This window comes from Streptomyces globisporus, assembly GCF_003501885.1.
Classification (GTDB): Bacteria; Actinomycetota; Actinomycetes; order Streptomycetales; family Streptomycetaceae; genus Streptomyces; species Streptomyces globisporus_D.
The window spans coordinates 12,477-37,390 of record NZ_QWFA01000031.1 but is presented as its reverse complement, the minus strand read 5'-3'; the positions used below and the strand labels follow the sequence as shown (position 1 = coordinate 37,390).

Here is a 24,914-nt window from a genome sequence, read left to right as displayed (position 1 = left end):
CTGCCGAGGTCCACCGAGCCCGCCCCGGCCGCTGCCCTCGCCGCCATCTGGTGCGACGTGCTCGGCGTCGAGGCGATCGGCCCGGACGACGACTTCTGGGACCTGGGCGGCAATTCGCTGTACGCGATCCGGATCGGCGCACTCGCCCGGGAGCGCGGGCTGCCCGCTGTACCCCTGCGCCAGCTGTATCTGACGCCGACGCTGGGGGCGCTGTCCGAGGCCCTGTCCCTGAGGGCATAGGCAAGCGTCCTGAAAGCATGAGAAGCGAAGGGGGCGACCGCCCCACACGGTCACCCCCTGGCTCACCGGCCCGTGGCTACACGAAGCGCTGCTTCGCGCTGCCGTCGCACGTCTGGAGCCTGAGCGGATCCTTGGCTCCCGCCAGCGTCAGACACAGGCCCGTCGCGGCGGCCGGGCGGATCGTGCCCGACTGCTGGACGAACTTCTGGTTGCCCGCGCCCGCGCAGTTCCACACGATGAGCGTGGCGCCCGGGTTGTACTCGGCACCGGACACGTCCAGGCACCGGTCGTGGCTGAGCGCGGTGCGCAGGGTCTGCGTACCGGCGTCGTACCACCAGTTCTGGTTGCGCCCGCCGTGGCAGTCCCAGCCGCCGACGGCCGTGCCGTTACGGGTGACCGAGCCGGGCACGTCGACGCAGCTCCCGGTGGCCTCGTTCTTCAGCGGGGTGAACAGGTCGTCCCAGGCCCTACCGGTCAGGACCGGGTTTCCCGTGCTCGCCGGGTCGGCGCAGCTCGCCTCGCGCAGCCCGGAGTCGTACAGCTGGGTCAGGCAGGAGGCGAAGGCCCGGTGGCCGGCCGCGTTGGGGTGGAAGGACTGCCGGACCGAGTTCTCGTCGGGCAGGCCGGGCTTGCTCAGATCGATGTAGAGGCCGCGCGCCCAGGGGGCCTCGCTGCACACCTCGTGGCCGTGGAAGAGCCGGGAGTTGTCGAGGTAGGCGGCCCCGGTGCTCGCGGCGGCCTTGCGCATGCCGGCCTGGAAGGCGGGTACGGCGGTGTTGCGGCCCCAGACGGTGTCGGAGTCGTAGCCGAGGCCGCCGCAGATCAGCTTGCCGGGGAAGTTCGGGTTGTCGCGGAAGTCCGGGCCGATCGGGCTCGGGTAGCCCATCAGGACGAGCTTGTAGTCGTCGTCTCCGTATCCGGCGCCGGTCATCACCGTCCGCAGATCGCGGACCGTCGCCTCGACCTTGGGGACCAGCGCATCGACGCGGGCCTGCCAGCCGCCCGCGTACTTCGGCTCGCAGGGGCCCTGGAGGCTGATGTAGCGGACCACGCAGTCCGTCATGACCGGGCCGAACTGGAGGTCGTCGTTGGCCCCGGCGACCAGGACGATCATCTTGATCCGGGTGTTGCGGGCCTTGATCGCGAGGCTGTCGCTCTGCACGAGCTCGTCGGCGTACTGCTTGTTCCCGCCGATTTTGATGTTCCCGGTATAGGCGCCGGAGCACGAGACGTTGTACGTGAGGTCCGCCGCGATGCCCGTGCGGTGGATGGCGGCCTCCGGAGAGCGGTGGCACCAGTTGTCCGGCCCGTTGGTCCCGGGGTCGTAGGTGCCGACGCCCTCGCCGGAGATCTCGCTGTCGCCGAGCGAGATCAGCCCGGTCTTGCGTTCGGCGAGCGGCCGCTCGGCGGGGCTGCCGTACAGCTGAGTGGCTTCGGCGGCCCGGACGGCTTCCAGCGCGGGCGGAAGAGGGGTGGATGCGATAGAGCTGGTAGCCGACTCCGTCGCGCCCGCGGGTCCGGCGGCGGCCATACCGCCGACGGCAGCCGCGAGAGCGACGGTGGCGGCGACGGTACAGCGGAGCCGGCGAAGGCTTCGGAGCCCTCGAAGTCTGGTGCTGGTGCGCCTCATTGCGCCTCCCGGTAAGTGGTTACCCCCGGTATTTACTGGCCGGTAGGCGACTTGGGAATACATAGAACAAGACAAGTGCTCATCTTTTTCAGGAGGTTTAAACACATGACTGACGCATCGGGCGGCACGGCGGGCGATGACGGGTACCGGATCGAGCACGACTCGATGGGCGAGGTGCGGGTTCCCGCGCACGCCAAGTGGCGCGCGCAGACCCAGCGGGCGGTGGAGAACTTCCCCGTCTCCGGGCAGCGTCTGGAGCGGGCCCACATCGAGGCGCTGGCCCGGATCAAGGGCGCGGCCGCCAAGGTCAACGCCGAGCTGAAGGTGGTGGATCCGGACATCGCCGCCGCGATCCAGGAGGCCGCGGCCGAGGTCGCGTCGGGCCGCTGGGACGAGCACTTCCCGGTCGACGTGTTCCAGACGGGGTCGGGCACCTCGTCGAACATGAACACCAACGAGGTGATCGCCACCCTGGCCACCGAGCGCCTCGGCCGCGAGGTCCACCCCAACGACCATGTGAACGCCTCGCAGTCGTCCAACGACGTCTTTCCGTCCTCCATCCACATCGCGGCCACCGCCGCCGTGACGGCCGACCTGATCCCCGCGCTCGACCACCTGGCCGATTCCCTGGGGCGGAAATCAGCCGAATTCTCGGACGTCGTGAAGTCCGGCCGTACGCATCTGATGGACGCCACCCCGGTCACCCTCGGCCAGGAGTTCGGCGGCTACGCGGCGCAGATCCGCTACGGCGTGGAGCGGCTGCGCGCCTCCCTGCCCCGGCTCGCCGAACTGCCCCTGGGCGGTACGGCGGTGGGCACCGGCATCAACACCCCGCCCGGCTTCTCCGCCGCCGTGATCGCGGAGGTCGCCGAGGCCACGGGGCTGCCGTTGACCGAGGCCCGGGACCACTTCGAGGCGCAGGGCGCGCGGGACGGGCTGGTGGAGACCTCGGGCCAGCTGCGGACCATCGCCGTGTCCCTGACGAAGATCTCCAACGATCTGCGGTGGATGGCGTCGGGTCCGCGCACGGGTCTCGCGGAGATCGCGCTGCCCGACCTCCAGCCGGGCTCGTCGATCATGCCGGGCAAGGTCAACCCGGTGATCCCCGAGGCGGTCCTGATGGTCGCCGCGCAGGTCACCGGCAACGACGCGACGGTCGCCACGGCCGGTGCGGCGGGCAACTTCGAGCTGAACGTGATGCTCCCGGTCATCGCGAAGAACCTCCTGGAGTCCGTACGGCTGCTGGCCAACGCCTCCCGGCTGCTCGCGGACCGTACGGTCGACGGCATCACCGCCGACGTCGAGCGGGCCCGCGCCTACGCCGAGTCGTCCCCGTCGGTGGTGACCCCGCTGAACAAGTACATCGGCTACGAGGAGGCGGCGAAGGTCGCGAAGAAGTCCCTGAAGGACGGGACGACGATCCGCGAGACGGTCCTGGCCTCGGGCTATGTGGACCGCGGCGACCTGACGCTGGAACAGCTCGACGAGGCGCTGGACGTGCTGCGGATGACCCGTCCGTGATCGCCGGGTGACCTGAGTCGCAGCGGGCCGGTGGGAGCGCTCCGTAAGATCTCTCCATGACAGGTACGGGAGAGTGCGCACGCTGGGCACCGGGGGACCAGATCCTCTGGCGCTACCGCGACAACGGCCGGGCCCACCGGACGGCCGGTGCCGCGCCCGTGCACATCTGCCGTCCGGTGACCGTCGTGCAGGACACCGACGATTTGCTCGCCGTCTGGATGGCGCCGGGCACCGAGTGCGTGCGGCCGGTCCTGGCGAACGGCACCCAGGTGCATGCCGAGCCGCTCGCCACCCGCTACACCGCGCCGCGCACCACGGCCCGCTCGACGTGGTTCGGCTCCGGGGTGCTGAAGCTGGCCCGGCCGGGCGACCCGTGGTCGGTGTGGCTGTTCTGGGACCGCGGCTGGATGTTCCGCAACTGGTACGTGAATCTGGAGGAGCCCCGCACCCGGTGGTCCGGAGGGGTGGATTCCGAGGATCACTTTCTCGACATCTCCGTGAACCCCGACCGGAGCTGGAAATGGCTCGACGAGGACGAGTTCGCGCAGGCTCAGCAGGTCGGCCTGATGGGCCGGGGGACGGCCCGGCGGGTCCGGGAGGCGGGCCTGGCGGCGGTCGAGGTGATCACCGGCTGGGGGTCGCCGTTCCGGGACGGCTGGGAGCACTGGCGGCCCGATCCGGGGTGGCAGGTTCCGCCGCTGCCGGATGACTGGGACCGCACCCCTGCCCGTATGCCGTCGTGAGACCCTGGAAGAACCCTTCGGGCGGCCTGGTCGGCAGGTCCGGTCGTACGGAGGGCCGATCGCCGCAACCAGCGGGCACCACACCGGAACTGACCACAAGTCACCACACCGGTCGTGCGGAGCGACGGGCCACGGACCCGGACGTTCCGCTCGGTCGCGGGAGCCACTACGAGGGGGTGGAGACATGCACGCCGTCCGCTGCCCGCTCGCCGCGTCCGCTGCCGGAGGGGTCGTCTGTCGGCCATCTCCGCGGCGCTCGGTTTCGGCCCCTTCATCGGGGGCATCCGGTGACAGCCGTTGTTCTTCCCGCGCTTGCCGGGGCACAGTGACGCCCCACGAGGTGACTGCCTCATACAACCGGCCCGGACGGACGGAATCCCACGCGTGACGGAGCACCCCACCTCCCACGAAGGCCGGCAGCCGCTGGCTGCCCGGCCGCAGGAGCGCACCCGGCCCCGGCAGCAGGACGCCGCGGCAGCGGCTGCGGCTGCCGCGGTGCCGGCTCCGGCCGCCGCGCCGAACCCGGGTCCCGGGGCGGCCGCCGTCGCCGACGCGCAGGCGGCCACCCGCCGCGAGGGCGACCGGCTGCGGTTCGTCGGCGCGGCGACCCGGCGGATCGCCCGGGGCATAGACCTGGACGAGATCGTCCTCGGGCTGTGCCGGGCGAGTGTGCCGACGTTCTCCGACGCGATCCTGGTCTACCTCCGTGATCCGCTGCCGGTGGGCGACGAGCGCCCGGTGAGCCCGTTCGTCCTGCGGCTGCGGCGCAGCGACCGGCTGCGCGTCAGCGACGAGGAGGGCGCGGAGGCGGCCGGTTCCGAGACGGAGCGGCTGCGGCCGCTGGTCCTGGACCCGCAGGCGGACCTGATGCCCGCCGCCGAGCTGTGCGAGGTGCGGGCGGGCGGGGCGCTGGCCGAGGTGCTGCGCGGGGTGCGGCCGGTGTTCGGCGACTCCGCGGCGGCGCGGGCCGCGCTGCCGGAGCTGCTCGGCCCCGGCCGGTCGGTCCCCACCGGGCACCGGGCGATCCTGGCCCCGCTGCGCGGCCGGCGTCGGGTCATCGGGGCGGCGGTCTTCGTGCGCGGCACCGAGCGCATCCCGTTCGAGGCCAGTGATCTGCTGGTCGCGGCGCAGCTGGCGACGCACACCGCGCTCGGTATCGACAAGGCCGTGCTGTACGGGCGCGAGGCCTACATCGCCGACGAGCTGCAGCGCACGATGCTGCCCGATTCGCTACCCCAGCCCACCGGTGTCCGGCTCGCCTCGCGCTATCTCCCGGCGGCCGAGACCGCCCGGGTCGGCGGCGACTGGTACGACGCGATCCCGCTGCCGGGCAGCCGGGTGGCGCTGGTCGTCGGCGATGTGATGGGCCATTCCATGACCTCGGCGGCGATCATGGGCCAGCTCCGGACGACGGCGCAGACCCTGGCGCAGCTCGATCTGCCGCCGCAGGAGGTGCTGCACCACCTGGACGAGCAGGCGCAGCGGCTCGGCAGCGACCGGATGGCGACCTGCCTGTACGCGGTGTACGACCCGGTCGCGCACCGGATCACCATCGCCAACGCCGGGCACCCGCCGCCGGTGCTGCTGCATCTGGGCGGGCGGGCCGAGGTGCTGCGGGTGCCGCCGGGCGCCCCGATCGGGGTGGGCGGGGTCGACTTCGAGGCCGTCGAGCTGGACGCGCCCGCCGGGGCGACGCTCCTGCTGTACACCGACGGTCTGGTGGAGTCGCGGCTGCGGGACGTGTGGACGGGCATCGAGCAGCTGCGGGAGCGCCTGGCGGCGACCGCACAGCTCACCGGCCCCGACCACGCGCCGCCGCTGGAGGCGCTCTGCGACGACGTGCTGGACATGCTCGGGCCGGGCGACCGGGACGACGACATCGCCCTGCTGGCCGCCCGCTTCGACGGGATCGCGCCGAGCGATGTGGCGTACTGGTACCTGGAGCCGGAGGACGCGGCTCCGGGCCGGGCCCGGAGGCTGGCCCGGCGGGCGCTGAGCCGCTGGGGTCTGGACGATCTGGCCGACGAGGTGGAGCTGCTGGTCAGCGAGGTCGTCACCAACGCGGTGCGCTATGCGGAGCGGCCGGTGACGCTGCGGCTGCTGCGGACCGATGTGCTGCGCTGCGAGGTCGGGGACGATTCCCCGCAGCTGCCCCGGCAGCGCCGGGCGCGCGAGACGGACGAGGGCGGTCGCGGGCTGTTCCTGGTCAACCGGCTGGCCCGGCGGTGGGGAGCGACCCGGCTGTCGACCGGCAAGGTCGTCTGGTTCGAGATGGCGGCCCGGCCCCAGTAGGGCGCTTGCAGGACATGAGGGAGGGGGCGGGCCGTCGGCCCGCCCCCTCCCTCATGTCCTTCGTGCTGTCAGGCCCTCACTGCCCCAGCAGACCGTTGCCGCCGGGCCGTTCGCCCGGCTGGCCGTCGTCCTCCCCGGGCTGGGGCGGCAGCCCGGGGGTGGTGGGGGGCGTGGTGGCCGGCGGGCTGATGGTCGGCGGGGCCGGAGTGGTCGGGGTCTCGCTGGGCGTCTCGCTCGGCGTCTCGGAGGGCGTGTCCGACGGGGTCGGCTCCTCGGGCTCGGTGGGCTCCTCGGAGGGCGTGTCCGACGGGGTCGGCGGGGCGGGCACCTCGCCGCGCTCGACGTCCTGGAGGTCGAACGTCTTGTCCGAGCCGCCGCCGAGGGCGCCGAGGGTGTAGTCGGCCCAGATCCGGGCCGGGAAGCCGCTGCCGCTGGCGCGGCCGGAGTTGGCCGTACCGGTCAGGGAGACCTGCTTGCGGCCGCCGTCGCCCTCGCCGAAGAGGGCCACGACCGTGGTCAGTTCCGGGGTGTACCCGGCGAACCAGGCGGACTTGTTGTTCTCGGAGGTGCCGGTCTTGGCCGCCGCGTCGTAGGCGGGGCTGTTGGCAGCGCCCCCGGAACCGGCGTCGACGACCCCGGTGAGCGCCTTGGTCACGGTGTCGGCGGAGGCGCGGCTGATGGCCTGCTCCCGCTTGGGCTTCTCGGGGTTCACCGTGCGGTCGCGGTGCTCGGCGGACTGGAGGATGTGCGGGGTGACCTTCTGGCCGTGGTTGTCGAGCGTGGCGTAGACGCCGGCCATGTCCCAGGTCGAGGCGTTCATGGTGCCGAGGGTCACGGCGGGGCGCTCGGGGAAGTTCTTGTCCGGTACGCCGAGGGCGAGCGCGGTCTCCTTGGCCTTGGCCGGCGTCACGTCCACGATCATCTGGGCGAACACGGAGTTGACCGAGCTGTTCATGGCCTTCTGGACGGAGATCGGACCGTAGCTGCGGTCGTCCTGGTTCTGCGGGCTGAACGGGGTGTCGCTGCCGACGACGGGCCGCTTGCTCGTGCCGTCGTAGATGGTGTTGAGCCCGATCAGGCTGCCGTCCTGGGTCGTCGACTCGTTCTCCAGGGCGGCGGCGAGCACCAGGGGCTTGAAGGTGGAGGCGGGCTGGTAGTCCTGGCGGGTGGCGTTGCTGATGTAGTGCTTGATGTAGTCCTCGCCGCCGTACAGCGCGACGACCTTGCCGGTCTTCGGGTCGACGGAGGTGGCGCCGGCCTGGACGGTCGCGTCGACCTTGCTGCCCTCGCGGTCGAGCTTGGACTCCAGCTGGTCGTCGACCGCCTTCTCCAGCGCCTGCTGGCGCTTCTTGTCGACGGTGAGGGTGAAGGTCCAGCCGCCCGCTTCACGGTCCTCGGCGGAGACGCCCTGCTTCTCCAGCTCCTTGTTGGCCGCCTCGACGAGATAGCCGGTCTGGCCCTCCATGCCCGCGGCCGGCTTCGGCTTCTGCGGGTAGGCGAACTTCAGCTTCGCCTTCTCGGCCTCGGTCAGCCAGTCCATCTCGACCATGTTGCGCAGCGTGTAGGCCCAGCGCTCCTTGACCAGCTTCTTGCCGGTGGGGGTGGCGGAGTTCCAGTCGTACTGGCTGGGGGCCTGGAGGAGGGAGGCGAGGTAGGCGCCCTGCGAGACGTTCAGGTCCTTGGCGTCGATGCCGTAGTAGGCCTGGGCGGCGGCCTGGATACCGCTGGCGCCGCGTCCGTAGTAGGCGGTGTTGATGTACCCGGCGAGGATCTGGTCCTTGGACAGCTGCTGGTCGATCTTGAGCGAGATCACCAGCTCCTTGAGCTTGCGGCTCACGGTGGGGTCCTGCGTCAGGTAGTAGTTCTTCACGTACTGCTGGGTGATGGTCGAGCCACCCTGCTTGCCCTTGCCGCTGACCGTGTTGAGGAGACCGCGGGTGGTGCCCTTCAGGTCGACGCCCTGGTCCTTGTAGAAGGTCTTGTTCTCGGCGGCGACGAAGGCGTGCTGGACCTTCTTCGGCACCTCGTCCAGATCGACGATCTGGCGGTTCACGCCCTTGCCGGTCCGGGCGAGGACCGTGCCGTCGCTGTACTTGTAGACGTTGCTCTGCCGCTCCGCCATGGCGTTGGCGGCGGGGACGTCGACGTACAGGTAGAGCGCGCCGAAGGCGCCCATGCCCAGCAGGACGATCCCGAAGAACGTGCCCAGCAGCTTCTTCCACGTGAAGAGTCTGCGTATGCCGCCGCTCTTCGCGGCCCGGCGCGACTCCTGCGCCTGGGCTCGTCGCGCATCCGCTCGACCCATTGGTGTGTTGCTCCCGCTTCTCTGCTCGGCCGGTTCGCTCGGTTTCCTCTGTTCGCTCAGACCTGCCAGCTAACACCGACAGCAGGGACAAAAGACAAGCGATCCAGCCTTTTACGGACGTGAGAATCAGCACCCGCCACTGTAGGAACCGACTCCCCAGGGGTGGACAAGGTTGCGAGAATCAGTAATGTGTAATCACATTGCTAGCGTGGTGCGATACCGCGCCGAACGGGGGATCCCATGACCGAACAGCACGACGACCACCGCCCGGACACCACGGCGGCGGATCTCACCATCGACGCTCCCGACATGCCCGCACCGCAGGTCAGGGAGGTCGTCGCGCACGCGATCCCGGGCGGCCTCGGACTGCTCCTGACGGTGATCGGGGTGTTCTCGGGGATCGGCCTCGTCATCGGCGGCGCGGTGCTGAACGGAGACGGCGCGGGCACGGTCGGCGTCACGCTCCTCATCCTCGGGGTGCTCCTGGTGATCACCTCGTTCTTCTGCATGAGCGGTGTGAAGATGGTCGCTCCGGGCGAGGCCCGGGTGATCCAGCTCTTCGGCCGGTACGTCGGCACCATCCGCACCGACGGGCTCCGCTGGATCAACCCGCTGACCTCCAGCCGGAAGATCTCCACCCGCGTCCGCAACCACGAGACCGCCGTCCTCAAGGTCAACGACGCCTACGGCAACCCGATCGAGCTGGCCGCGATCGTCGTCTGGAAGGTCGAGGACACCGCCCAGGCGCTCTTCGAGGTCGACGACTTCCTGGAGTTCGTCGCCACCCAGACCGAGGCGGCCGTCCGGCACATCGCCATCGAGTACCCGTACGACGCCCACGAGGAGGACGGACTGTCGCTGCGCGGCAACGCGGAGGAGATCACCGAGAAGCTGGCCGCCGAGCTGACCGCCCGGGTCCAGGCCGCGGGCGTCCGGATCATCGAGTCGCGCTTCAGCCACCTCGCGTACGCCCCCGAGATCGCCTCCGCCATGCTCCAGCGCCAGCAGGCCGGCGCGGTCGTCGCGGCCCGCAAGCAGATCGTCGAGGGCGCGGTGGGCATGGTCGAGATGGCCCTGCACCGGATCGCCGAGCAGGACATCGTGGAACTGGACTCCGAGCGGAAGGCAGCCATGGTCAGCAATCTGATGGTGGTGCTGTGCGGTGACCGCAGCGCCCAGCCGGTCCTCAACACGGGCACCCTCTACCAGTGACCGACCAGACGCCTCCCCGGCGGACGCCGGCGTCCCGGTCGCAGCAGCGCAAGCAGATGCTGCTGCGACTGGACCCCGCGGTGCACGACGCACTCGCCCGCTGGGCCTCCGACGAACTGCGCAGCGCCAACGCGCAGATCGAGTTCCTGCTGCGGCGGGCGCTCGCGGAGGCGGGGCGGCTGCCCGGGGCGGCGCGGCCGATCCCCCGGCGGGGGCGGCCGCCCAAGCAGCCGCCGGAGGAGCCGCACGCCCCGCCCGGGACCGGCGGCCAGGAGACCCCCTGAGACCGCGACCCCGGCCCACTCCATGGGCCGGGGTCGCTTTTCGGACGCGTATACATCGGGGGTATACACACCGTGTACAGTGCTCCTCATGTCTATCGGTCACACCCTCCTCGGGCTCCTGGAGTCCGGCCCCCGACACGGCTACGACCTGAAGCGGACCTTCGACGAGAAGTTCGGCCAGGACCGCCCGCTGCACTACGGCCAGGTCTACTCGACGATGTCCCGGCTCCTGAAGAACGGACTCGTCGAGGTCGACGGCGTCGAGAGCGAGGGAGGCCCCGAGCGCAAGCGGTACGCCATCACCGACGCCGGGATCACCGATGTCTCGCAGTGGCTGGCGCAGCCCGAGAAGCCGGAGCCCTACCTCCAGTCGACGCTCTACACCAAGGTCGTCCTCGCGCTGCTGACCGACCGCAGCGCCGCCGACCTGCTGGACACCCAGCGCTCGGCGCATCTGCGGATGATGCGCATCCTCACCGACCGCAAGCGCAAGGGCGACCTCGCCGACCAGCTGATCTGCGACCACGCCCTGTTCCACCTCGAAGCCGATCTGCGCTGGCTGGAACTGACCGCCGCCCGTCTCGACCAGCTCGCCAAGGTGGTGGCTCCGTGATTCCCGAAGGCTCCCTGCTCGCCGCGCACGACCTGCGCAAGACCTACGGTTCGACGCCCGCCCTGGACGGCGCGTCGTTCTCCGTGCACCCCGGAGAGGTCGTCGCCGTGATGGGCCCCTCCGGCTCCGGCAAGTCGACCCTGCTGCACTGCCTGGCCGGGATCATCACGCCCGACTCCGGCACCATCACCTACGCGGGCCGCGAGCTGTCCGCGATGTCCGACGCCGAGCGCAGCGCCCTGCGACGGAGCGACTTCGGCTTCGTCTTCCAGTTCGGCCAGCTCGTCCCCGAGCTGACCTGTGTGGAGAACGTCGCGCTGCCGCTGCGGCTCAACGGCGTGAAGCGCAGGGCCGCCGAGCGCACCGCGCTGGAGTGGATGGAGCGCCTGGAGGTCGACGACCTCGGTGCCAAGCGTCCCGGCGAGGTCTCCGGCGGGCAGGGCCAGCGGGTAGCCGTGGCCCGTGCGCTGGCCGGGTCGCCGAAGGTGATCTTCGCGGACGAGCCGACCGGCGCGCTGGACTCGCTCAACGGTGAGCGGGTGATGGAGCTGCTCACCGAGGCCGCCCGGTCCGCCAACGTGGCCGTGGTGCTGGTGACCCACGAGGCCCGGGTCGCCGCCTACTCCGACCGTGACGTCACCGTGCGCGACGGCCGGGCCCGGGATCTGGAGCACTCCGTATGACCCTGCTCGACTCCCCCACGGCCCCGGCCGCCGCACCGGAGAGCCCGAAGCCGCCCTCGCGCGGCGCGGCCGTCCTCCGCGACCTCGGCCTCGGCGTCCGGTTCGCCGCCGCCGGTGGCCGCGAGGGCTGGATCCGTACGCTGCTGACCGCGGTCGGCGTCGGCCTCGGTGTGGCGCTGCTGCTGCTCGCCTCCTCCGTACCGCATCTGCTCGACGAGCGGAACGCTCGCGAACAGGCCCGCAGCGAGCCGCGGATCTCCGACTCGCCCGACGCGCGTGCCGCGAAGTCGGACAGCTCGGTGGTGCGGATCAACGCCACCTCCGAGTACCGGGACCGGACGGTCGCCGGTTATCTGATGCGCGCGGACGGTTCGGCGCCGGTCCGGCCGCCGGGCGTCGACCGCTTCCCGGCGGCGGACACCATGGTGGTCTCCCCCGCGCTGAAGGAGCTGCTGGCCGACCCGGGCAACGAGCTGCTGCGCGAGCGGCTGCCGTACGAGATCACGGGCACGATCGGGGACTCCGGGCTGCGCTCCCCCAATGAACTCCTCTACTACGCGGGCAGCGACACCCTGACGCCCGCGAAGGGCGGCCACCGCATCGACGGGTACGGGGACTCCCGCGAGGGCGATCCCCTGCCGCCGCTGCTGATCGTGCTCGTCGTCATGGTCTGCGTCGTACTGCTGGTGCCGGTGGCGATCTTCATCGCCACCGCCGTGCGCTTCGGCGGCGACCGCCGCGACCGCCGGCTGGCCGCGCTGCGCCTGGTCGGTGCGGACATCCGGACGACCCGGCGGATCGCCGCCGGGGAGGCGATGTTCGGCGCGCTGCTCGGGCTGCTGATCGGTCTGGCGTTCTTCCTGGTGGGCCGGTTGTTCGTCGGCTCGGTGGAGATCTGGGACGTCAGCGCGTTCCCCGCCGACCTGGTCCCCGACCCCCGGCTCGCCCTCCTGATCGTGGTGGCGGTGCCCCTGACCGCCGTCCTCGTCACCCTGGTCGCGATGCGGTCCGTGGTGATCGAGCCGCTCGGCGTCGTACGCCGGGGACGCGAGCGGGGACGCCGGCTCTGGTGGCGGCTGCTGATGCCCGCGGCCGGTCTCGCGGTGCTCGCCGTGACGGGCCGCACCAACGGGTACGAGCCGGTGAACCCCTTCGCCATAGCCTCGGGCGCGGTCCTGGTGCTGGTCGGTCTCGCGCTGCTGCTGCCCTGGCTGGTCGAGGCCTGTGTGAACCGGCTGCGCGGCGGCCCGGTGCCCTGGCAGCTCGCCACCCGCCGGCTCCAGTTGAGCAGCGGGGCCGCGTCCCGTGCGGTCAGCGGGGTGACGGTCGCGGTGGCCGGGGCGATCGCCCTGCAGATGCTGTTCGCCGCGATGAACGCCGACTTCCACCAGGTGACCGGCCAGGACCCCTCGCGGGCCCAGTTCGCCGCGTACTCCGAGGACGTCACGGGCGAGGCCGCCACCTCCGCCATCGAACAGTTCCGTGCCACCCGGGGCGTGGAGGTGGTGATCGGCTCGGTGGAGGCGTACGCGACCAAGCCCGGGACGTACACCGACGACGAGTTGCAGCCCACCACCTCGCTGACCGTCGGCACCTGCGCGACCCTGCGCGAACTGGCCCGGATCGACCGGTGCGAGGACGGCGACGCCTTCGTCGTCCACCCCCCGGACAACAAGGAGCAGGCGGGCTGGGTGGACCGAACGGCGCGCAAGGGCAAGACCGTCCTGATCGGCGAGGGCATGGGCGCGAAGCCGTTCCGGTGGACGCTGCCCGCCGACACCGAGACCGTGCTGGGCCGCAAGGACCCGATGGGCGAGACCCACTTCGGGATCATGGCGACCACCGGAGCGCTGGACGCGGGCAAGCTGCCCGGCGCCACGATCGTCGCGCAGATCCGGGTCGACGAGAGCGTGCCGGACGTCGCCGAGCACGTACGCAACACGGCGATCGGGATCGACCCCGGGGTGCGCTTCGTCGAGCTGAACTCGGTGGCGCGCGACCGTCAGTACGACAGTGTGCAGACGGGCCTCCAGGTCGGGGCGACCGTGGTGCTGCTGCTGATCGCCGCGTCGATGCTGGTCTCCCAGCTGGAGCAGTTGCGTGAGCGCAGGCGGCTGCTGTCGGTGCTGGTCGCCTTCGGCACCCGGCGCGCCACGCTCGGCTGGTCGGTGCTGTGGCAGACCGCCGTGCCGGTGGTGCTCGGCCTCGCGGTGGCGGTCGCGGGCGGCCTGGGGCTCGGCGCCACGCTCGCCTGGATGATCAGCAAGTCGGTCGCCGACTGGTGGCTGTTCTGGCCGATGGTGGGCGCCGGCGGTGCGCTGATCGCACTGGTGACGCTGGCGTCGCTGCCGCCGCTGTGGCGCCTGATGCGCCCCGAGGGGCTGCGCACCGAGTGACACCCGCGTGATCGGGCGTACGGCCGGGGCTCCTGGGAACGGGAGCCCCGGCCGCGTCCGTCTCAGTCCTGGCCGGGGCGGTCCACCGCCCGCACCGGCAGCGGCTTCATCGCCTCGCGCAGGGCGGCCGCGAACTCCTCGAACTCGCCGCCCCGGGCCGACCCGGTCCGCATCGCCAGCGCCACACGCCGGGTGGGCGCCGGGTCCGCGAAGTACCCGGTGGCCAGCGCGTCGTTGCGGCCGGTCTCCACCGTCACCGCGGTGCGCGGCAGCAGCGTCACCCCGAGCCCTCCGGCGACCAGCTGGACGAGGGTGGAGAGCCCGGCGGCGGTCGTGGTGACCGGCGCGCCCTGGGTGCGGCCGGCCTCACGGCAGATGTCCAGGGCCTGGTCGCGCAGGCAGTGCCCCTCGTCCAGGAGCAGCAGCGGCAGTTCGCGCAGCGCGTCACGGGGGATGTCCGCGCGGCCGCCGAGCCAGTGGTCCTGCTCCATGACCAGCACGAAGTCCTCGTCGAACAGCGGGAGCTCGGTGACGCCCGGCACCCCGAGCGGCACGGCGAGCAGCAGCAGGTCGAGCCGCCCGGCGGCGAGCCCTTCGAGCAGCGAGGAGGTCTGCTCCTCGTGGACCTGGAGGTCGAGGTCCGGGTAGCGCTCGTGCACGAGGCGGAGCACGGTGGGCAGGAGATACGGGGCGACGGTGGGGATCACACCGAGCCGGAGGACTCCGGTGAACGGGGCCCGGACCGCCTCCGCCTCCTCCATCAGCGCGGCGACGGCCTCCAGAACCGCCCCGGCCCGCACCGCGAGCCGCTCCCCCGCGGGCGAGAGCAGCACCTTGCGCGTCGTACGCTCGATGAGCTGGACACCCAGTGCCTCCTCCAGGGCGGAGACCGCTCCGGAGAGTGCCGGCTGACTCATCCCGATTGCTGCCGCTGCGTCCCGGAAGTGCAGATGTTCCGCCACGGCCGCGAAGGCCCGCAGCTGGGACAGGCTGGGCTGCTTGACGGGCGACTTAACGGACTGCTTGGGACGTACGCCCTGATTCACCTGCGCCACTGATAGGCACCTCCGATCATCCGGACCGAGTGTAGCTATTTCCGCGATCAATGCACTCTGTGCCAAGGTGGGAGCCGTCCAACCCTCAGGAAGACCCTCAAAAAGGGAATTCCAGACGTTGCAAGGAGAGCGCGTGCTCACTGTCGGTGACAAGTTCCCCGAGTTCGACCTGACTGCTTGTGTCTCGCTGGAGAGCGGCAAGGAGTTCGAGCAGATCAACCACAAGACCTACGAGGGCAAGTGGAAGATCGTCTTCGCGTGGCCGAAGGACTTCACCTTCGTGTGCCCGACGGAGATCGCCGCCTTCGGCAAGCTGAACGAGGAGTTCGCCGACCGCGACGCCCAGATCCTCGGCTTCTCCGGTGACTCCGAGTTCGTGCACCACGCCTGGCGCAAGGACCACCCGGACCTGACCGACCTGCCCTTCCCGATGCTGGCCGACTCGAAGCACGAGCTCATGCGTGACCTCGGCATCGAGGGCGAGGACGGCTTCGCCCAGCGCGCCGTCTTCATCGTCGACCAGAACAACGAGATCCAGTTCACGATGGTGACCGCCGGTTCCGTGGGGCGTAACCCCAAGGAGGTCCTGCGGGTCCTCGACGCCCTGCAGACCGACGAGCTGTGCCCGTGCAACTGGACCAAGGGCGAGAACACCCTCGACCCGGTCGCGCTCCTCTCGGGCGAGTGAGCTGATACCGACATGGCTCTCGACGAACTGAAGTCCGCCATACCGGACTTCGCCAAGGACCTGAAGCTGAACCTCGGTTCGGTCATCGGCAACAGCGACCTCCCGCAGCAGCAGCTGTGGGGCACCGTGCTGGCCTGTGCGATCGCCTCGCGCTCGCCGAAGGTGCTGCGTGAGCTGGAGCCCGAGGCGAAGGCCAACCTCTCCGCCGAGGCGTACACCGCGGCGAAGTCGGCTGCCGCGATCATGGCGATGAACAACGTCTTCTACCGGACCCGGCACCTGCTGTCGGACCCGGAGTACGGCACGCTCCGCGCGGGCCTGCGGATGAACGTCATCGGCAACCCGGGCGTGGAGAAGGTCGACTTCGAGCTGTGGTCGCTCGCCGTCTCCGCGATCAACGGCTGCGGCCAGTGCCTGGACTCGCACGAGCAGGTGCTCCGCAAGGCCGGCGTGGACCGCGAGACCATCCAGGAAGCCGTCAAGATCGCTTCGGTGATCCAGGCGGTCGGTGTGACCCTCGACGCCGAGGCCGTCCTCGCCGAGTAGTGACATCGCACCACCCCTGACCCACCTGGGTACGGGAAGAGCCCCGGGGACGACCGACCGTCCCCGGGGCTCTTCCGCGTTCCCGCCCGCCCCGCTACTCCTGCGGCGGCGGGTTCTCCTTCGGACGCTCGGCCGGGGCGTCCTGCGGATCGGGTGGCGCCGGCGCGGGACCGGCGTGCGCCGGGCTCATCGACAGGGCGGTGGCCCCGTGGTGTCCTCCGCGTTCGCCGGGCTCCCCGTACGAGCGCAGATAGCCGACCACGGTGTTGATCACGGCGACCAGTGGTACGGCGACCACCGCGCCGCCGATGCCCGCGACGAGCCCGCCCGTCGCCACCGCGAGGACCACCGCGAGCGGGTGCACCCGGACGGCGCGGCCGAGGATGAACGGCTGCAGGATGTGGCCCTCGATCTGCTGCACCGCCAGGACCACCACCAGCGCCCACAGCGCCGTCCACACGCCCTCGGTGACCAGCGCGACGACCACCGCGAGCGCTCCGGAGACCACGGCGCCGACGAGCGGGATGAAGGCGAACAGGAAGATGAAGACGGCCAGCGGCACGGCGAGCGGCACGTTGAGGATGTAGAGGCCGAAGCCGATGAAGATGGCGTCGATCAGGGCGACGAGCACCGTGCCACGCACGTACGCGGTCAGGGTGCGCCAGGCGCGCGGTCCGGCGCCGGCGACTCCGGGGCGGGCCGCGGCGGGCACCAGCTTGAGCGACCACTCCCAGATACGGCGGCCGTCGTAGAGCAGGAACAGCGTGGAGAACATCGCCAGCAGCAGCCCGGTGAGGAACTCCACCATCACGGTGACGCCCTGGAGCCCGGCCGAGGTGATCTCCTCGGTGTTGGTGCCGATGGTGTCGTTGAGGTTCTTGGCGATGTCGTTGATCTGCGACTCGGTGACGTGGAAGGGGCTGTCCAGCGCCCAGCGCTTCAACTCGTCGATACCGTCCCGGACCCGGTCCGAGAGCGTGTCGAGGTTCTCCATCACCTGCCACACCACGAACCAGCCGACCAGGCCGATGATGACGAACCCGAGCACGGCTGTGACGGCGGTGGCGAGCCCGTGCGGCAGCCCGAACCGCTTGAGCCGGACCACGGTCGGCTGGAGCATCGCGGTGACGAGCAGGGCGGCGGCGAAGGCCAGCACCACGAGCTGGACCGCGCTGATCACCCGCATCAGCACCCAGAGCGTCCCCGCGAGGACGAGGAGGCGCCAGCCGGCCTCCGCGGCGACCCGCATGCCCCACGGGATCGCCGCCACCGGATCCGGCTTGGCCGCGACCGAGGGGGCGTAGCTGGGCGGCGCGGGCACCTGCCCGAGCTCGTCGCCGTCCGGGACGGCGGGGGCCCCGCGCACGGCGAGGGGTTCGTCGTCGGCGGCGGCGCGCGCCCGCCGCTCGTCCAGTCGCGCACCCAGCTCCGTCAGTTCGGACCCGAAGCGGCCCAGCCAGCCCGGTAGTTTCGACATGCCTGCTTTCCTTCCCCCATCTTCGCCGCCCAGCGCCCTCGCTGCTCGCCGGGATGCGACCGTACACGCGCGAGGCCCCCCACCGTCTGGACGGTGAGGGGCCTCGCGGGGTTGAGAGGGCGGCGTGTGAACTTCCGCCCGCTCCCCCTAATACCAGTTGTTGGCCTGCCAGAAGGACCAGGCGCCGCACGGGGAGCCGTAGCGGCTGTCCATGTAGCTGAGGCCCCACTTGATCTGGGTGGCCGGGTTGGTCTGCCAGTCGGCGCCGGCGGACGACATCTTGTGGCCCGGGAGCGCCTGCATCAGACCGTACGCCCCGGAGGACGGGTTGGTCGCGCGGTAGTTCCAGGTCGACTCGTGGTTCACGATGTTGCTGAAGCACTGGAACTGGTCGGCGGGGACCATCTGACGGGCCATCGCCTGGACCTGGGCCACGGTGTACGAGCCCTGGGTCGCGAACGAGGAGGCGTCGCGGACGGAAGAACGGCTGGCGCGCTCGGCCTCTTCCTTCTTCTTCGCCTCGGCCTCGCGCTCGGCCTCGATCCGGTCCTCGGCGGCCTGCTTCTTGGACTTGGCGTCCTTGGCTGCCTGGAGGCGGGCGGATTCCTCGGCCGACTTCTTCGCGGCGGCGTCGGCTGCGGACGCCTGGGCGTCGGCCTGCTGCGTCAGCGAAGCGGTCTGGACCTGGGCCTGCTGGCCCGCGGGGATGTCTGCGAGCAGCGTGGTGTCGGCTGCAGCCGCCTCGAAGTTGTTGTCGTCGGCGGCAGGTGTGCCGCCCGCAGCAACGCCTACGACGGCGCCTACGGTGGTGACCGCGGTGGCGGATGCCACGGCGAACCCCCGGACCGAGATCCGGCTCACATGGTGTCCTTCCAGCATCGCCCGCTTAGGTGACCTCGCGGGCGCGTTCGTGCCCCTGGCACTGGCCTCCCTACTGCGTGGGTCACGGGAGGCACGGGCCCGATGGGCAACCCCGGTGAGGAGGCTGCCGCGTGGTGCTCGCGGGCGGCATACGGGCGTCTCGTGTTGAGTTGTGTGGTGCGTGGCACCTCTGGAGGTGCCCAAGTGCCGTATGCGGGGCCTGACGGAAGCAAGACTCTGCCGGACGGGGACGTGTGGAGGCAATTCTGTGTTGCGTGGGAAAGGTCACACCTCGTTTGGTCCATCGGTTTTGCGGAAATGACGGCGCAGCACAATGCCGCCCGGCTAAGCTGCTTGGCTCGCCGGGCGGCATCAAGGGGACATGCGGGTCAGATGTGGCCCTCCTCCAGCATTTCGGTCACCAGCGCGGCGATCTGCGAACGCTCCGACCGCGTGAGCGTGACGTGCGCGAACAGCGGATGCCCCTTCAGCTTCTCGACGACGGCGACGACTCCGTCGTACCGGCCGACCCGGAGGTTGTCCCGCTGGGCCACGTCGTGGGTGAGCACGACACGCGAATTCGCCCCGATTCGGGACAACACGGTCAGCAGGACGTTCCGTTCGAGCGACTGGGCCTCGTCCACGATCACGAACGCGTCGTGCAACGAGCGGCCGCGGATGTGGGTGAGCGGCAGGACCTCCAGCATCCCGCGCCCGAGCACCTCCTCGATGACCTCGCGCCCGGCGACCGCCGAGAGCGTGTCGAAGACCGCCTGCGCCCAGGGGCTCATCTTCTCGGCCTCGCTGCCGGGGAGATAGCCGAGCTCCTGCCCGCCCACCGCGTACAGCGGGCGGAAGACCATCACCTTCTTGTGCTGCTGCCGCTCCAGCACCGCTTCCAGGCCCGCGCAGAGGGCCAGCGCCGACTTGCCGGTGCCCGCGCGGCCGCCGAGCGACACGATGCCGACGTCGCTGTCGAGGAGGAGGTCCAACGCGATCCGCTGCTCGGCGCTGCGCCCGTGGATGCCGAAGGCCTCCCGGTCGCCCCGCACGAGGCGGACGTTGCCCTCGGCGGTCACCCGGCCGAGCGCCTTGCCGCGCTCGGACTGGAGGACCAGGCCGGTGTGGACGGGCAGCTCGGCGGCCTCGGGGACGTACAGCGTCTCCTCGCTGAACAGCAGGTCGATCTGTTCCCCGGCGAGGGACAGTTCGCTCATACCGGTCCAGCCGGAGTCCGTGATGGCGAGCTCGGCGCGGTACTCCTCGGCGAGGAGGCCGACGGAGGACGCCTTGATGCGGAGGGGCAGGTCCTTGGAGACGACCGTGACGTCGTACCCCTCGGCCTGGAGGTTGCGTGCGACCGCGAGGATCCGTGAGTCGTTGTCCCCCAACCGGTAGCCGGCGGGCAGGACGCCGGGATCGGAGTGGTTGAGTTCGACACGGAGCGACCCGCCCAGGTCCCCCAGCGGGATCGGGGCGTCCAGCCGGCCGTACCGGACCCGGAAGTCGTCCAGCAGGCGCAGGGCCTGGCGGGCGAAGTAGCCGAGCTCGGGATGGTGCCGTTTGGCCTCCAGCTCCGTGACCACCACGATCGGCAGCACGACTTCGTGCTCGTCGAAGCGGGCCATGGCGCCTGGGTCGGCCAGCAGGACGCTGGTGTCGAGAACGTATGTGCGCCGGTCGGGCATGCGGCGCTTGCTGCTGTTCACCACGGAAGGACGTACCCCCTCGGACGAGGTCGGGGAGTGCGACGGACGGTCGCGGAGCTTCCCGAAGGGAGAGGACGGACCGGGATCGGGCCCTCGTGCGCGGGCCTGACCACGGCCACCGCGTCGGCCGCACGCTGCGTACGGTCCTTCGTGTGCAAAGGGCCTCCCGGGCGAGCGGACTGGGTGCCGCTCACTTGGTGACGGCATCCGCCTGGTTGATGACCGGATGTCGACCTGTCAGGGGTATTCCCTCATCGGCCCGAAGCCATGCCGCTGCATATGACACGGTGTGGAGAAGTCCCGGTGGACGCCCGGTGACGCCCCGGGGCGCGCCCCGGGGTGTCCGGCGGCTCAGCCCCCGAAGCGCCGGTGGCGGGCGGCGTAGTCGCGCAGTGCCCGGAGGAAGTCGACCTTGCGGAAGGCCGGCCAGAAGACCTCGCAGAAGTAGTACTCCGAATGGGCGCTCTGCCAGAGCATGAAGCCCGAGAGCCGCTGTTCGCCGCTCGTCCGGATCACCAGGTCGGGATCGGGCTGGCCCCGGGTGTAGAGGTGCTCGGAGATCAGGTCGGTGGAGACGACCTCGGCCAGCTCCTCGAAGGTCGTGCCCTTGTCCGCGTGGTCCAGGAGCAGCGAGCGCACAGCGTCCGCGATCTCCTGGCGGCCGCCGTAGCCGACCGCGACATTGACGATTATGCCGTCGATGCCGGACGTCACCTCCTCGGCCTCCTTCAGCACCGTCTGCGTCTCCGGCGGGAGCAGGTCGAGCGTGCCGACGTGGTGGACGCGCCAGCGCCCGTCCGCGGCGAGGTTGCGCACGGTGTTCTCGATGATGCCGAGCAGCGGCTTCAGCTCGTGCTCGGGGCGGTCGAAGTTGTCCGTGGAGAGCATCCAGAGGGTGACGACCTCGACATCGGTCTCGTCGCACCAGCCGAGCAGCTCGGAGATCTTGTCCGCACCGGCCTGGTGGCCCTGTACGGCCGATCCGCCGGACGCCTTGGCCCACCGCCGGTTGCCGTCGAGGATGACCCCGATGTGCTTCGGCACCTGGTCGTGGTCCAGGCGGCCTTCCACCCGGCGCGCGTAGAGCCTGTACACCAGGTCGCGGAAGTTCACTGCGTTCACCCTCTCGGTTCCGTACGGGCCGGGGCCCGCCCTCCCCGTCGCCGGGGGTCACAGGGGACGTCCCCCGCAGGGGACCGCCGCACGACCTGCGCCGCTCGCACGACCCCTGGGCGGTCCGCGCCTCTACCACCGGCACGGGCCGCGCGGGCCTGCGCCGCGCCGCACATCGGCATTCCCCGAAGCCGCCACATTACTGCGAGCGGGTCACCAGGGCCCAACCCGGTCTGTCACAACTCCGTGATAAGGAGAGAAACGTGACTGATTACCTCTCCCCCGACCTGTACTACCGTGCCGCCCCCTCGCGCTACGACTCCATGGAGTACCGCCGGACCGGGCGCAGCGGCCTCAAGCTGCCCGCCCTCTCGCTGGGCCTGTGGCACAACTTCGGCGACGACCGGGCGCTGGACTCCCAGCGGGCGATCCTGCGCCGCGCCTTCGACCTCGGGGTGACCCACTTCGACCTGGCCAACAACTACGGTCCGCCGCCCGGCTCGGCCGAGCTGAACTTCGGCAGGCTCTTCGCCCAGGATTTCGCCCCGTACCGCGACGAACTGGTCATTTCGACCAAGGCCGGCTATCTGATGCACCCCGGCCCGTACGGCGAGTGGGGCTCCCGGAAGTACCTGCTGTCCTCGCTCGACGCGTCCCTGAAGCGGATGGGCGTGGACTACGTCGACATCTTCTACTCGCACCGTTTCGACCCGGACACCCCGCTGGAGGAGACGATGGGCGCCCTGGCGTCCGCCGTCCGGCAGGGCAAGGCGCTGTACGTGGGCGTCTCCTCGTACAACGCGGAGCAGACCGCCGAGGCGGCCGGCCTGCTCAAGGAGATGGGCGTCCCGGCCCTGATCCACCAGCCGTCCTACTCCATGATCAACCGCTGGATCGAGGACGACGGGCTGCTCGACACCCTGGAGGTGGCCGGAATGGGCTGCATCTCCTTCGTGCCGCTCGCCCAGGGCCTGCTCACGAACAAGTATCTGAAGGGCATCCCGGAGGGCTCGCGCGCCACCCAGGGCAAGTCCCTCGACCCGGGCCTGCTCTCCGACGAGGTGGTCCGCCGGCTCAACGGACTCAACGACATCGCCCAGGGCCGCGGCCAGTCGCTCGCCCAGCTCGCCATCGCCTGGGTGCTGCGCGACAGCCGGATGACCTCGGCGCTGATCGGCGCGTCGAGCGTGAAGCAGCTGGAGGAGAACGTGGCGGCCCTCGCGGGCCCGGCGCTCACCGCCGATGAGCTGAAGGAGATCGACACCTTCGCCGTGGACACGGCGGGCACCAACATCTGGGCCGGTCGCGCCTGACGTCGGCTCAACGGAGCCTGCGCGGAGGGAAGAACGGGGGCGGTCCGGGGGCCGCTCCCGGGCCGCACGGTGGCACCGGTGCCGGCCCACGAAAAACGGGCCGGTCCGTGGGGGGGGGATACGGACCGGCCCGAGGGGGGGTTTCCACCATAACCCTTCGTAAGTGCCGACGCGTGCCACGCCACTCCATCATCACTCTCCGCATATGCCAAACTCCGCTGCGGGCAGGCCCCGGCCCACGTCGGCGCTCGCTCCGGGGCCCTCTCCCGGCCCGTTATCGGCATCCGTATCGAGGGGTCGCCGGATACCGCCGCCTTGACGCGGCCGGCCACGGAAGAGGACTGAAGGTGACCTCAAGGCGTTCTAGGTTCGGGGCATGACGACACGATCCCCTGCAACCAGGCCCGCGACTCCGCCTGCGACCGTGACCGTGACCTGGGCCGGGGCGAACGCCCGGCGGCTGGCCCGGCAGCACCTCCACCCGGAGGCCACCGCCACCGCCACCGCGTCGCCCTTCGCCGGCCCCGGCGACGCGGTTGCCGCGATGCTCGGCGCGCACGCCCAGGTGCTGTCGGCGGCCGAGCTGTCCGTGGGACTGCGTGGGGACGGACTGACCCGCACGGACGTCCGTACGGCGCTGTGGACCGACCGGACCCTGGTCAAGACGTTCGGGCCGCGCGGCACGGTCCATCTGCTGCCCGCGGCGGACCTGCCCCTGTGGACCGGGGCTCTCTCCGCCGTACCGACGGGCCCGAACCCCTTCCCCGAGAACGCCCGGATGACCCCGGACCAGGTGGAGGCGGTCGTCGCGGCGGTCGGGGACGCGCTGGCCGGGGCGGAGCTCACGATCGACGAGCTCTCGGACGAGGTCGTCGCGCGGACCGGGCCGTGGGCCGGGGACCTGGTGATGCCCGGGTTCCGGGCGATGTGGCCGCGCTGGCGGCAGGTCCTGCATCTGGCGGGCCACCGGGGCGCCCTCGCGTACGCCCCGAACCGGGGCCGGAAGGCGACGTACACGAACCCCGGGTGCACCCCGCTGCCGGGCGCCGGGGCGCTGCCGGCCCTGATCGAGCGGTACCTGCACGCCTTCGGCCCGGCCACCCCCGCGCACTTCGCCCGGTGGCTCGCGGCACCGAAGCGCTGGGCGGCCGAGCAGTTCGCCGCGCAGGCCGCATCGGGGGCGATCGAGGAGGTGACGTTCGGGGAGGACGGGCCGGCGTGGGTGGTCGCGGGGGACACGGACTTCCCGGACGCGCCGGTGCGGGGTGTGCGCCTGCTCCCCTACTTCGACGCGTTCGCCATCGCCTCGGGCCCCCGCGAGCGGCTGTTCCCGGGTGCGGCGTGGGAGCGGGCCCTCGGCGGCGGGCAGGCGGGGAACTTCCCGACGCTGCTGGTGGACGGCGTGGTGGCGGGCGTCTGGCACCAGCGCCGTTCGGGCCGCCGGATCGCGGTGACGGTGGAACCGTTGAAGCCGCTGTCCGCTGCGCGGCTGCGGGAGCTGGAGGAGCAGGTGGAGCGGGTCGCCGCGATCATGGAGGGAACGGCGGAGCTGACGGTCGGCCCGGTGACGGTGGGACCGCACGCGTAGGGGGTGTCCGGCGGATCAGGGCCGGAAAGGGCGCGGCATCTGGTGCGGTGCATCGCAAGGCGCTGGAACGTCCTCATCGCGGAGCGATTCGGGCGGCAACGCCGCCAGGTGCCGTGCCAGGCGTCGTGACCCCGGCGCTGATCCGCCGGACACCCCCCCCGGGGCCGGGGGACACGCCTTCAGGGGCGCGGGTCGAAGCGGATCGCCATCGTGTCTCCGGCGAGCACCACGAAGTCCCCTTCCTCGCACCGGATGACGGCCTGGAGCACCTCGCCGCAGCCGTCCCTGACCTCCTGGGTGCCGACGACCGTCCACGCTCCCCCGTACGGCACCGGCGGCAGGAGCGCGGGCGGCGCGTGGTGCCACTGGCTCGCCGGTACGCACCAGTCGGGTAACCGCGGCCAGGCGCCCGGGGTGACGTGCAGCGTCCGGTCGGAGGCACAGGTCAGCAGGACGGACTGGTCCTCCGCGAGGACGAACTCGACGGCTTCCGGCTCGCCCGCCCGGCCCTCGGGCCGGTAGTAGACGCCGAGGACGGCGGTGATCCTGGCTCCCGTGAGCCAGTCGGCGTTGCCGTGCCGCGCGCGCCCGGCGGGCCCCGCACACTCTTCCCTCTCCACGGTCATGCCCGCTCCCACTCCTTCA

The 24,914-nt window shown here is 71.2% G+C and carries 21 protein-coding genes; 13 read left to right on the top strand and 8 right to left on the bottom strand.

What is annotated here, in order from left to right; all coding sequences use genetic code 11:
- Positions 1–240 (top strand): phosphopantetheine-binding protein (locus D3105_RS07915; RefSeq protein ID WP_240646835.1); only part of this gene is annotated, 240 nt, incomplete at its 5' end.
- A 76-nt stretch (positions 241–316) separates the two neighbouring features.
- Here the strand turns inward: D3105_RS07915 and D3105_RS07910 are convergent.
- Positions 317–1,870 (bottom strand): ricin-type beta-trefoil lectin domain protein, encoded by a 1,554-nt coding sequence (locus tag D3105_RS07910; RefSeq protein ID WP_118901433.1) that lies wholly within the window; start codon positions 1,868–1,870, stop codon positions 317–319.
- Between the two features lie 105 nt (positions 1,871–1,975).
- Between D3105_RS07910 and D3105_RS07905 the strand changes: the two genes are divergently transcribed.
- The 3 genes from D3105_RS07905 to D3105_RS07895 all read left to right on the top strand — a co-directional run bounded on the left by D3105_RS07905 (position 1,976) and on the right by D3105_RS07895 (position 6,426).
- On the top strand, positions 1,976–3,391 hold the full coding sequence (locus tag D3105_RS07905; RefSeq protein ID WP_118901430.1) for a class II fumarate hydratase: 1,416 nt from the start codon (positions 1,976–1,978) through the stop codon (positions 3,389–3,391).
- A gap of 56 nt (positions 3,392–3,447) precedes the next feature.
- Positions 3,448–4,134, top strand: coding sequence for a cytidylyl-2-hydroxypropylphosphonate hydrolase (gene fomD, locus D3105_RS07900; protein ID WP_118901427.1), 687 nt, complete (start codon positions 3,448–3,450; stop codon positions 4,132–4,134).
- A 384-nt stretch (positions 4,135–4,518) separates the two neighbouring features.
- Positions 4,519–6,426 (top strand): ATP-binding SpoIIE family protein phosphatase, encoded by a 1,908-nt coding sequence (locus D3105_RS07895; protein ID WP_118901424.1) that lies wholly within the window; start codon positions 4,519–4,521, stop codon positions 6,424–6,426.
- A gap of 76 nt (positions 6,427–6,502) precedes the next feature.
- On the opposite strand, the gene D3105_RS07890 is transcribed toward D3105_RS07895, so the two are convergent.
- Positions 6,503–8,731, bottom strand: a complete 2,229-nt coding sequence (locus D3105_RS07890; protein WP_118901420.1) for a transglycosylase domain-containing protein — start codon at positions 8,729–8,731, stop codon at positions 6,503–6,505.
- Positions 8,732–8,971: 240 nt separating this feature from the next.
- On the opposite strand from D3105_RS07890, the gene D3105_RS07885 reads away from it, so the two are divergent.
- The 5 genes from D3105_RS07885 (at position 8,972) to D3105_RS07865 (ending at position 13,919) form a co-directional block, all read left to right on the top strand.
- Positions 8,972–9,943 carry an SPFH domain-containing protein gene (locus D3105_RS07885; protein WP_118901417.1) on the top strand — a complete coding sequence of 324 codons (972 nt, stop codon included), beginning with the start codon at positions 8,972–8,974 and terminating at the stop codon, positions 9,941–9,943.
- Positions 9,940–10,227, top strand: coding sequence for a hypothetical protein (locus D3105_RS07880; RefSeq protein WP_118901415.1), 288 nt, complete (start codon positions 9,940–9,942; stop codon positions 10,225–10,227). The genes D3105_RS07885 and D3105_RS07880 overlap by 4 nt, the downstream gene beginning before the upstream one ends.
- 88 nt (positions 10,228–10,315) lie before the next feature.
- Positions 10,316–10,840, top strand: a complete 525-nt coding sequence (locus tag D3105_RS07875; protein WP_006127228.1) for a PadR family transcriptional regulator — start codon at positions 10,316–10,318, stop codon at positions 10,838–10,840.
- Positions 10,837–11,523 (top strand): ABC transporter ATP-binding protein, encoded by a 687-nt coding sequence (locus D3105_RS07870; RefSeq protein ID WP_118901412.1) that lies wholly within the window; start codon positions 10,837–10,839, stop codon positions 11,521–11,523. Before D3105_RS07875 ends, D3105_RS07870 begins: the two co-directional genes overlap by 4 nt.
- Positions 11,520–13,919, top strand: coding sequence for an ABC transporter permease (locus D3105_RS07865; protein ID WP_118901409.1), 2,400 nt, complete (start codon positions 11,520–11,522; stop codon positions 13,917–13,919). Before D3105_RS07870 ends, D3105_RS07865 begins: the two co-directional genes overlap by 4 nt.
- A 62-nt stretch (positions 13,920–13,981) precedes the next feature.
- Here D3105_RS07865 and D3105_RS07860 read toward each other — a convergent pair whose 3' ends face one another.
- Positions 13,982–14,974 carry a hydrogen peroxide-inducible genes activator gene (locus tag D3105_RS07860; protein WP_118901406.1) on the bottom strand — a complete coding sequence of 331 codons (993 nt, stop codon included), beginning with the start codon at positions 14,972–14,974 and terminating at the stop codon, positions 13,982–13,984.
- A 133-nt stretch (positions 14,975–15,107) separates the two neighbouring features.
- Between D3105_RS07860 and D3105_RS07855 the strand changes: the two genes are divergently transcribed.
- Together D3105_RS07855 and D3105_RS07850 are read left to right on the top strand one after the other, a co-directional pair.
- Complete coding sequence (locus D3105_RS07855) at positions 15,108–15,662, top strand: peroxiredoxin (RefSeq protein ID WP_003966619.1); 555 nt, start codon at positions 15,108–15,110, stop codon at positions 15,660–15,662.
- A gap of 12 nt (positions 15,663–15,674) precedes the next feature.
- Positions 15,675–16,208: an alkyl hydroperoxide reductase gene (locus D3105_RS07850; protein ID WP_118901403.1), complete on the top strand. Its 534-nt coding sequence runs from the start codon at positions 15,675–15,677 to the stop codon at positions 16,206–16,208.
- A 94-nt stretch (positions 16,209–16,302) separates the two neighbouring features.
- On the opposite strand, the gene D3105_RS07845 is transcribed toward D3105_RS07850, so the two are convergent.
- From D3105_RS07845 to D3105_RS07830, 4 genes are all read right to left on the bottom strand, one after another.
- Positions 16,303–17,685, bottom strand: a complete 1,383-nt coding sequence (locus tag D3105_RS07845) for an AI-2E family transporter (RefSeq protein WP_118901400.1) — start codon at positions 17,683–17,685, stop codon at positions 16,303–16,305.
- A 147-nt stretch (positions 17,686–17,832) separates the two neighbouring features.
- The gene (locus tag D3105_RS07840; RefSeq protein WP_118901396.1) at positions 17,833–18,546 is read right to left on the bottom strand and encodes a transglycosylase SLT domain-containing protein; all 714 of its coding nucleotides are present in this window, start codon (positions 18,544–18,546) and stop codon (positions 17,833–17,835) included.
- 389 nt (positions 18,547–18,935) lie between these two features.
- Positions 18,936–20,258 (bottom strand): PhoH family protein, encoded by a 1,323-nt coding sequence (locus tag D3105_RS07835; protein ID WP_065490914.1) that lies wholly within the window; start codon positions 20,256–20,258, stop codon positions 18,936–18,938.
- 348 nt (positions 20,259–20,606) lie between these two features.
- Positions 20,607–21,368 (bottom strand): isoprenyl transferase, encoded by a 762-nt coding sequence (locus D3105_RS07830; RefSeq protein WP_118901393.1) that lies wholly within the window; start codon positions 21,366–21,368, stop codon positions 20,607–20,609.
- A gap of 263 nt (positions 21,369–21,631) precedes the next feature.
- Between D3105_RS07830 and mgrA the strand changes: the two genes are divergently transcribed.
- On the top strand, positions 21,632–22,681 hold the full coding sequence (gene mgrA / locus D3105_RS07825) for an L-glyceraldehyde 3-phosphate reductase (protein ID WP_118901390.1): 1,050 nt from the start codon (positions 21,632–21,634) through the stop codon (positions 22,679–22,681).
- A gap of 376 nt (positions 22,682–23,057) precedes the next feature.
- Positions 23,058–24,269 (top strand): winged helix DNA-binding domain-containing protein, encoded by a 1,212-nt coding sequence (locus D3105_RS07820; RefSeq protein ID WP_118901387.1) that lies wholly within the window; start codon positions 23,058–23,060, stop codon positions 24,267–24,269.
- A gap of 179 nt (positions 24,270–24,448) precedes the next feature.
- Here D3105_RS07820 and D3105_RS07810 read toward each other — a convergent pair whose 3' ends face one another.
- Entirely contained in the window at positions 24,449–24,895 is a 447-nt protein-coding gene (locus D3105_RS07810) for a hypothetical protein (protein ID WP_118901385.1), read from the bottom strand.
- Between the last annotated feature and the right edge of the window lie 19 nt (positions 24,896–24,914).